This window comes from Pseudomonas juntendi (assembly GCF_009932375.1).
Classification (GTDB): Bacteria; Pseudomonadota; Gammaproteobacteria; order Pseudomonadales; family Pseudomonadaceae; genus Aquipseudomonas; species Aquipseudomonas juntendi.
Map to the genome: position 1 here is coordinate 1 of NZ_BLJG01000181.1, position 8,436 is coordinate 8,436.

Here is an 8,436-nt window from a genome sequence, read left to right on the forward strand (position 1 = left end):
AGCGCAGCTCGCGATTGCGCCGCGCGGGCGGCGCTCGATCTCACAGGCGCTGAAGATGCTCCGGCTACCCTTGCCAGGAACCATAGAATCTCCCACCTCGACCGCATCAGCCTCAAGCCATGTGCAGACCTGTGCTGGCTTGCCGGCGATTGGGCTGCAAGGCAGCCCCTTGACTCAACTGCCTTCGCCCGCCATGCGCCGCTCATGCTGGAATTTCCAGCGCACATACAGCAGCCCGGCAATGAACAGCCCCAGGCTGACCAGCACTTCAACCCAGCCAAACACCGCCCGCGCCGGGTCGAAGGCTGCCAGCACGCCCTTGATGAAGTAGATATTCACCACGAAGCAGGTCCAGGCATGCGCCCGGGCGCTGCCCAGCAGCATGCCCGGCAGCAGCAATAGCAGCGGCACCAGTTCGATCGCCAGGATCACCTCGACCCGAGCCCCATGCAGGTTGGCGAACCACAGGTTGTTCACCACCAGCAGGGCAATCAGGCCAAAGAAAAACGCCAGGCTAAGCGCCCGCGTCAGGCGTAAGCGCGGTGCCAGCCAAGCCAGCGGCGGCAACACCTTGGGCTTCCTAGCCACGCGCGGCCTCCAGGGCCTTGGCGGTGCTCGCCAGGCGTTGGCCAAGGGCGCGGCACAGGGCGATCTCGTGCGGGTCGAGTTCACGCTTGCCGTCTGCCCCGGCATGGTGGCTGGCGCCATAAGGGGTGCCACCACCGCGGGTTTCCAGCAGTGCCGATTCGCTGTAGGGCAGGCCCATTACCAGCATGCCGTGGTGCATCAGCGGCAGCATCATCGACAGCAGCGTGGTTTCCTGGCCACCGTGCAGGCTGGCGGTAGACGTGAACACACCGGCGGGCTTGCCTACCAGTTCACCGCCCAGCCACAGACTGCTGGTGCCATCGAGGTAGTACTTGAGCGGCGCCGCCATGTTGCCGAAGCGGGTTGGGCTACCCAGCACCAGGCCGGCGCAGTGGCGCAGGTCGTCGAGGGTGGCGTACAGCGCGCCGCTGGCCGGAATGTCCGGGGCCACGGCTTCGCATTCGGTGGAAATCGCCGGCACCGTGCGCAGGCGCGCTTCCATGCCGGCCAGCTCGATGCCGCGGGCGATGTGCCTTGCCATTTCGCTGGTTGCACCATGGCGGCTGTAGTAAAGCACCAGGATGTAGGGTTGGCTCACGGCAGGATCTCCAGCACTTTCTCTGGTGGGCGACCGATCACCGCCTTGTCACCGGCAACCAGGATCGGCCGCTCGATCAGCTTGGGGTGCTGGACCATGGCCTCGATCAGCTGTGCATCGGTCAGTGCAGGGTCGGCCAGGTTCAATGCCTTGTATTCATCCTCACCCGTGCGCAGCAGCTGCCGTGGGGCCAGGCCCAGCTTGCCGAGCAAGGTCTTGAGGGTGGCGGCGTCTGGCGGGGTCTCGAGGTAGCGCACGATGATCGGGGTTAGGCCACGGGCTTCGAGCAGTTCCAGCGCGCCGCGGGATTTTGAGCAGCGCGGGTTATGATAGAGCGTGAGGTCAGTCATGTGGGGTCGCATCCAGCTGGTTGTAGCGGCTATTCTAACCGCAGCGACTGACCAGTTTGCTTTAAAACTCGAGAAGGATTGACCCATGGCAAGGCGTCTGGCAGCAGTACTGGCCATCACCGCGAGCCTGATGCTCGGTGGTTGCGGTGCCGATTATGGCGTAGACCAGCACGGCAATACGGTTAAGGCCGAACAGATCGACGGGCACTGGCTGGTGCTCAATTACTGGGCGGAATGGTGCGGGCCGTGCCGTACCGAAATCCCGGAACTCAATACCGCGGCCAAGCAGTGGGCGGCCGAGGGTATCAAGGTGGTGGGGGTGAATTTCGATGGTTTGCAGGGCCAGGACCTGAAGCAGGCCGCCGAAACCCTGGGCATCGGGTTCACCGTACTGGCCCAGGACCCGGCCGAGCGCTATGACCTGCCGCGCAGCGAGGCGCTGCCGGTAACCTACATCATTGATGACAAGGGCAAGGTGCGTGAGCAGTTGCTGGGCGAGCAGACCCTCGAAGGGCTGCAGGCCAAGATCAAGGCCCTGAAGCAGGGGTGACAAGCTGCAAGCGACAAGCTACAAGCGACAAGCGACAAGCGACAAGCTACAAGTTTCAAGCTACAAGAAAAGCAGGCCGGTGCTAGGAGCTGCTTTTTCTTGAAGCTTGAAGCTTGAAGCTTGAAGCTTGCAGCTTGCAGCTTGCAGCTTGCAGCTTGCAGCTTGCAGCTTGCAGCTCGCAGCTTGCAGCTGCGCTCAGCCTTCTTCAGGCCAGAAGCGCAGCGGCTTGCCCTCGGCCGGCCAGAAGCGCAGTTGCTCGATGGGCGACACATCCCAGCGCTGCACCGTTTCCAGCGCCTGCAGGAAGCGTTTTTCCTGCTCCATCAGCGCCGGCGCACACAGCTTGCGGGTCTTGCCGACCTTGCCGAAGCTCAGGTGCTGGCCGTCCAGCGTGTAGGGTGCAAACCAGTGGTTGCACCCGGCATTGCCATAGGCACGGCCATCACTGGCCAAGGTCAGGGTCAGGTGGCTGTAGTCGATCAACGGGCGCTCACCAATCCACTCCAGCACATAGCTGCGCTCCTGCTGCAACTTCGAAGGTTGCGCAGCGCAGCCGAGCAGGCCGGTGGCAATCAGCGCGCCGGTCAGCAGATTCTTCACTCGGCGCTCTCCTGGCAACGCGGGCACACATGCTTGTCGCCACGGCTGGCCCAGCCCAGTTCGGCGACACGTGCGCTGGCTGCAGGCTGGCGGGCTTGCTTGCCCAGCTTGGCGTCTACGGCGAACTCGAAGTCCAGGGCGGCGTCACAGTTGTCGCACTCAACCTTCCAGTTGAGGATTTCCAGCGCGTTGAACACTGGGCCAGTGGCCACGGCAACCCACTGGCCGCGCGGGTTGATCAGGTGGCGCACGCTCTCCACGGTCAGGCGCATGGCCAGGTCCTTGCTGCCCTTGAGGGTCACCAGCAGGGTATCGCCTTTGTGCATCGAACCGCCGTTGCCAGTGACCTGATAGCGGCCTGGCACCAGGGCGCGGCACTCGATCAGGGTGTGTTGCGGGTTGAAAAGGGTATAGCGGAAATCGTGCTCGACCATGGGTCCTCCAGAAATGCCGCGTATCCTAGCATTAACCCATGACCAGATTCTGTGGATTGCCTGCCGCCCAGCAGTTGATGTTGTCCAGCGTGGTAGTGGCGATCGCAGCCAGCGCCTCGCGGGTCAGGAACGCCTGATGTGCGGTGATGATGACATTGGGAAAGGTCAGCAGGCGTGCCAGCACATCGTCTTGCAGCGGCTGGTCGGAGCGGTCCTCGAAGAACAGTTGGGCTTCCTCTTCATAGACATCCAGCCCCAGGTAGCCGAGCTGGCCGCTTTTCAGCGCGTCGATCAGTGCCGGGGTGTCGACCAGTGCGCCGCGGCCGGTGTTGATCAGCATGGAGCCATGCTGGACTTCGGCCAGGCTCCGGGCGTTGATCAGGTGCCGGGTGTGTTCGGTCAACGGGCAGTGCAGGCTGATGATGCGCGCTTCGCGTAGCAGTTCGGGCAGTGGCAGGTAGCGCGCGCCGAGGGCCAGCAGTTCCGAGTTGGGGTAGGGGTCGTAGGCCAGCAACTGACAGCCGAAACCGGCCATGATGCGGGCGAAGGCTGCGCCGATCTGGCCGGTACCCACTACCCCGACCGTTTTGCCATGCAGGTCGAAGCCGGTCAGGCCATGCAGGGTAAAGTCCCCTTCACGGGTGCGGTTGTAGGCCCGGTGCAGGCGCCGGTTGAGCGCCAGGATCAGCGCCACGGCGTGCTCCGCCACCGCGTGCGGTGAGTAGGCGGGTACGCGCACCACGGCCAGGCCCAGGCGTTGCGCAGCGGCCAGGTCGACGTGGTTGTAGCCGGCCGAACGCAGGGCGATCAGGCGCGTGCCGCCGTCGGCCAGGCGCTGCAGCACCGGGGCGTCCAGTTCGTCATTGATGAAGGCGCAGACAACCTCGTAGCCGTCGGCCAGCGCTGCGGTGTCGAGGCTCAGGCGGGCAGGCTGGAAATGCAGGTCCAGGGGGTTACCGCTGGCGGCTCGGGTGAAGCTTTCCTGGTCGTAATGCTGGCTGCTGAACACTAGCGCGCGCATGGTCAGGGTTCCTTTGTCGGGCGTGTCCGGGGTAGCTGTTGGCAGTGAGTTCAAGCGCTCGACCGCGCCTGGGCTGCCAGGCGGCTGATCGCGGCATCCAGTTCATCCAGTGCCTGCTGGGCCTGCGGGCTTTCCTGCTTGAGCAAGGTTTCACTGCGCTGGCACGCCGCGCGCAACTGCGGCACGCCGCAATAGCGTGAAGCCCCGTTCAGGCGGTGTACCTGTTCGATCAGGCCCTCATGGTCATTGGCCAGGCGCGCGGCGCGGATGGCTTCGCGGTCGGCCTCCAGCGAGGCCAGCAGCATGTTCAGCATATCGGCGGCAAGGTCCGCTTTCCCGGCTGCCAGGCGTAGGCCTTCTTGCGGGTCGAGCACCTTGAGTTCATCGCCGTTGCCGGTGGTTTCAGCCGGCGCCTGCTGCGGCGTGCCCAGGCTGAGACCGGTCCATTTCATCACCACCTGTGCCAGTTGCCGTTCACTGATCGGCTTGGTCAGGTAGTCATCCATGCCGCCGTGCAGCAATGCGCGTTTCTCGTTGGCCATGGCATGGGCGGTGAGGGCGACGATCGGCAATGGGTTGCCACTTTGGGTGTTTTCCCAGCGGCGAATCTGTTCGGTACAGGCGCGGCCGTCCATGCCGGGCATCTGCACATCCATCAGCACCAGGTCGAAGGGTTCCTGCTGCACGGCCTGCAGTGCCGCATAGCCATTGTCGACCGCCAGTACTTCGGCACCCAGGTCCTCGAGCAGCGTCTGCACCAGCAGCAAATTCGCAGGGTTGTCGTCGACACACAGTATTTTCGGCCGCCGCGGGCCGTTGCGGCTGTTCACCTCGCCCTGCAGGCGGCGGGGCTGGACCAGCTCCAGCAGCAGCCGGCGCAATTTGCGCGTGCAGGTAGGCTTGGACAGCAACTGGCCATGGCCATTGGGCAGGAAGGGGTGGTACAGCGCCTGCTCGGTGGTCGGGCACAGCACCACGCACTGGCAATGGTAGCGTTCGAGCTGTTGATGGTAGCGGCCCAGTTGTTCTGGCGACAGGTTGCCCAGGTTGGCGCCCAGCACCGCCAGCTCGAATGGCTGCCCGGCCTGGCTGGCGGCCTGCACGGCTTGCAGCAACTGGTCGTAGGTGGCGAACAGGCTGACACTCAGGCCACAGTCTTGCAGCTGGTGCTCCAGGGCCTGCCGGGCCAGTTCATGGTTATCGACGATGGCGGCACGGCGGCCCAGCAGCGCTTGCAGCGGTAGTTCTTCGATATCGTCGTGCGCCTTGGGCAGGTTCAGGCTGATCCAGAACTGCGAGCCCTCGCCCGGGGTGCTGTCGACGCCGATTTCGCCACCCATCTGCTCGATCAGGCGCTTGGAAATCACCAGGCCCAGGCCGGTACCACCTGGCTGCCGGGCCAGCGAGTTATCGGCCTGGCTGAAAGCCTGGAACAGTGTACGCACGTCCTGCGGTGACAGGCCGATGCCGGTATCCTGCACGCTGATGCGCAGTTGGGCATGATCCTCATGCTCATCGTCGAGCATGGCGCGCACTACAATGGTGCCCTCGCGGGTGAACTTGATGGCGTTGCTGACCAGGTTAGTGAGGATCTGCTTGAGCCGCAGCGGGTCACCGACCAGCGACGTGGGCGTGTCGCGGTAGACCAGGCTGAGCAGTTCCAGCTGCTTGGCATGGGCGGCCGGGGCCAGAATGGTCAGGGTGTCCTGGATCAGGTCGCGCAGGTTGAACGGGATGCTGTCCAGCACCAGCTTGCCGGCCTCGATCTTGGAGAAGTCGAGAATTTCGTTGATGATGCCCAGCAGGTTGTCGGCAGACTTTTCGATGGTGCTCAGGTAGTCTAGCTGGCGCGGAGTCATCTCGCTTTTCTGCAGCAGGTGGGTAAAGCCGAGAATGCCGTTGAGCGGGGTGCGGATCTCATGGCTCATGTTGGCCAGGAACTCCGACTTGATGCGGCTGGCCTCCAGTGCCTCCTTGCGCGCCATGTCCAGTTCGATGTTCTGGATTTCGATGGTTTCCAGGTTCTGGCGCACGTCTTCGGTGGCCTGGTCGATGCTGTGCTGCAGTTCTTCATGGGCGTTGTGCAGGGTTTCGGCCATGCGGTTGATGCCGCGCGCCAGTTCGTCCAGCTCATGGCTGCCCATGGTCGGCAGGCGCTCTTCGAGGTGGCCGTCCTTGAGCTGGTTGACCGCGTGCTTGATACGTTCGATGGGGTCGTTGATCGAGCGGCCCATGCGCAATGCCAGCAGGCCGCTTAGCACCAGGCAGGCGAGGATCAGCAGCAGGCTGGTGAACAGGTTGCGGTAGCCGCGCAGCAGGGTGCCATCGTGGGACAGCTCGATCTCGACCCAGCCCAGCAGCCGCTCGGCTTCGGCAGGCACGGCCTCGGTGGCCAGGTCCCGGTGGTGGCCGAACACGGGCATCAGATAGCGGGTGGCGTCATTGCCGCTGCGCTGCAGCAACTGGGTGCCGGTGCCGCCGCTGGGTGGCTGGTTGAGCATGCTCGGCCCGGCATGGGCCAGGCGCGTGCGGTCCGGCGCCAGGAAGGCAACCGAGCGCACGTCGCTCTGCTCCAGGGTTTGCGCGGCGATGCGCTCCAGCTGCGCAGGCGCCAACCGGGCCATGGCCGGGGCGGCCAGCGGCGCCAGCTGTTCGGCGATCATCTTGCCGCGCTGCAGTAACTGGGTGCGCAGGTCGTTTTGTTGCAGCCAGGTGAAATAACTGCCCAGCACCAGCGCCATCAGGCCTGCCGGTAACAGTGCCAGCAGCAGAACCCGGCTGCGGATTCCCAAACGATCGAGCACACTCGCCTCCTGTGATGTGCCTGGCCACCGTCAGTGGTGACGGCCAAGACGCGACGTTACTCTGCCTGGCACGCCATTGCATCTGTTTAGTCGGTGTTTTGCGCCGATCCTGCAGCACGGGTCGTATCGCGGTTGCCTGGCAGGGCGCACATACACAATAATCGCGTAATTGAGAATGCATGGCAGTTGCCAATGAGTCCTGTAGCTATTCACAACCCCAATGTCCTCGCCATCGAGGACGACCCGGTGCTGGGCGCCTACCTGCATGAAGAGCTGCAGCGCGGTGGCTTCCACGTCACCTGGTGCCGCAGTGGCCTGGAGGGCCTGGAAACGGCAGGCCGCCAGGTCTTCGACGTGGTGCTCATGGATATTCTGCTGCCTGGGTTGAATGGTCTGGATGCGCTGGCCCAGTTGCGCCAGCGCAGTACCACACCGGTGATTCTGATGTCGGCGCTGGGCGCCGAGGCAGACCGCATCAGCGGCTTTCAGCGCGGGGCCGACGACTACCTGCCCAAACCCTTCAGCATGGCTGAGCTGCAAGTGCGCATTGAAGCGATCCTGCGCCGTGTAGCGCTCGAACGCCGCTACCAGGCGCCGCAGCCGCCGGCAGAGGCGGGCGCGCTGCACTTCGACGAGGGCCTGTGCGATGTGCGCCTTGATGGCCGTCTGGCCGGGCTGACCCCCAGCGAGTTTCGCCTGCTCGACACCCTTTACCGCAACCAGGAGGAAGTGCTGAGCAAGGCGTTCCTGTACCAGCAGGTGTTGCAACGCGGCTATTCGCGGCACGACCGCAGCCTGGACATGCATGTCAGCCAGATCCGCCGCAAGCTCAAGGGCATCGGTTATCAGGGGTTGCAGATCCGCACCGTATGGGGCAAGGGCTACGTGTTCGGCGTGGGTGAGGCGCAGTAGCATGCTCGACCGCCATTCGCTGTTCTGGAAACTGGCCATCCTGCTGGTTGGCTTCTGCCTGCTGATGATCGGCCTCAGCTACACCTGGGGCCAGCGCATGGAGCTGCAGAACGCCTTCTTGTCGGAGCCGGCGCGCCAGACCTTGCGCGGCTATGCCAGCGAGGCCGAGCAGGCCTGGCGCAGCGGTGGTTGGGCCGGGCTGGACCAGTGGGTGGCGGCGATGCACCAGCGTGAACATGGCTGGGTGGGTGTGCTCGATATCAACCTGAAACCGCTCGACAGCGCGGTCCTCAACCCGCAGATCATGCAGCGCCTGACCCGCCTGCGTGGGGTCGACTGGCCGATGAGCCGGCGCAGCGTCGAGCAGCCGTGGCTACGTATCCCGTTCCCCGGTGCGCCCGAGCAGGGCATGCTGGTGATCGAACTGCCCAAGCGCTTCAACCCGGACCAGCACCGCGTGCTGTGGCGCATCATCACCAATGGCATCATCCCGGGCCTGTTCACCTTGCTGCTGTGCGTGGGCCTGTACCGCATGCTGATCGTGCCGTTGAACCAACTGCGCGAGCAGGCCCGGGCCTG

10 protein-coding genes are annotated in these 8,436 nt (G+C 64.3%); 3 read left to right on the plus strand and 7 right to left on the minus strand.

What is annotated here, in order from left to right; all coding sequences use genetic code 11:
* Window positions 1-174: 174 nt before the first annotated feature.
* The 3 genes from GYA94_RS20690 to arsC are packed head-to-tail and all read right to left on the minus strand — an operon-like array spanning window position 175 to window position 1,536.
* On the minus strand, window positions 175-588 hold the full coding sequence (locus tag GYA94_RS20690; RefSeq protein WP_029887454.1) for a DUF2069 domain-containing protein: 414 nt from the start codon (window positions 586-588) through the stop codon (window positions 175-177).
* The gene (gene wrbA / locus GYA94_RS20695) at window positions 581-1,186 is read right to left on the minus strand and encodes an NAD(P)H:quinone oxidoreductase (protein WP_161892994.1); all 606 of its coding nucleotides are present in this window, start codon (window positions 1,184-1,186) and stop codon (window positions 581-583) included. Before wrbA ends, GYA94_RS20690 begins: the two co-directional genes overlap by 8 nt.
* Window positions 1,183-1,536 (minus strand): arsenate reductase (glutaredoxin), encoded by a 354-nt coding sequence (arsC, locus tag GYA94_RS20700; RefSeq protein ID WP_110679036.1) that lies wholly within the window; start codon window positions 1,534-1,536, stop codon window positions 1,183-1,185. Before arsC ends, wrbA begins: the two co-directional genes overlap by 4 nt.
* A gap of 85 nt (window positions 1,537-1,621) precedes the next feature.
* On the opposite strand from arsC, the gene GYA94_RS20705 reads away from it, so the two are divergent.
* The gene (locus GYA94_RS20705) at window positions 1,622-2,086 is read left to right on the plus strand and encodes a TlpA disulfide reductase family protein (RefSeq protein WP_110679037.1); all 465 of its coding nucleotides are present in this window, start codon (window positions 1,622-1,624) and stop codon (window positions 2,084-2,086) included.
* 195 nt (window positions 2,087-2,281) lie between these two features.
* On the opposite strand, the gene GYA94_RS20710 is transcribed toward GYA94_RS20705, so the two are convergent.
* From GYA94_RS20710 to GYA94_RS20725, 4 genes are read right to left on the minus strand one after another with little or no spacing between them, the layout of a single operon-like run.
* Complete coding sequence (locus GYA94_RS20710) at window positions 2,282-2,686, minus strand: META domain-containing protein (RefSeq protein WP_110679039.1); 405 nt, start codon at window positions 2,684-2,686, stop codon at window positions 2,282-2,284.
* A complete protein-coding gene (locus tag GYA94_RS20715) occupies window positions 2,683-3,120 on the minus strand; it encodes a hypothetical protein (protein ID WP_161892995.1) in 438 nt (145 codons plus the stop codon). The genes GYA94_RS20710 and GYA94_RS20715 overlap by 4 nt, the downstream gene beginning before the upstream one ends.
* 31 nt (window positions 3,121-3,151) lie before the next feature.
* Entirely contained in the window at window positions 3,152-4,141 is a 990-nt protein-coding gene (locus GYA94_RS20720) for a 2-hydroxyacid dehydrogenase (RefSeq protein WP_161892996.1), read from the minus strand.
* A 50-nt stretch (window positions 4,142-4,191) separates the two neighbouring features.
* Window positions 4,192-6,945 (minus strand): response regulator, encoded by a 2,754-nt coding sequence (locus GYA94_RS20725; protein WP_110679042.1) that lies wholly within the window; start codon window positions 6,943-6,945, stop codon window positions 4,192-4,194.
* A 192-nt stretch (window positions 6,946-7,137) separates the two neighbouring features.
* Between GYA94_RS20725 and GYA94_RS20730 the strand changes: the two genes are divergently transcribed.
* Window positions 7,138-7,857: a response regulator transcription factor gene (locus tag GYA94_RS20730; protein WP_161892997.1), complete on the plus strand. Its 720-nt coding sequence runs from the start codon at window positions 7,138-7,140 to the stop codon at window positions 7,855-7,857.
* 1 nt (window position 7,858) lies between these two features.
* The coding region (locus GYA94_RS20735; RefSeq protein WP_174824200.1) for a histidine kinase sensor domain-containing protein at window positions 7,859-8,436 on the plus strand (578 nt) is incomplete at its 3' end.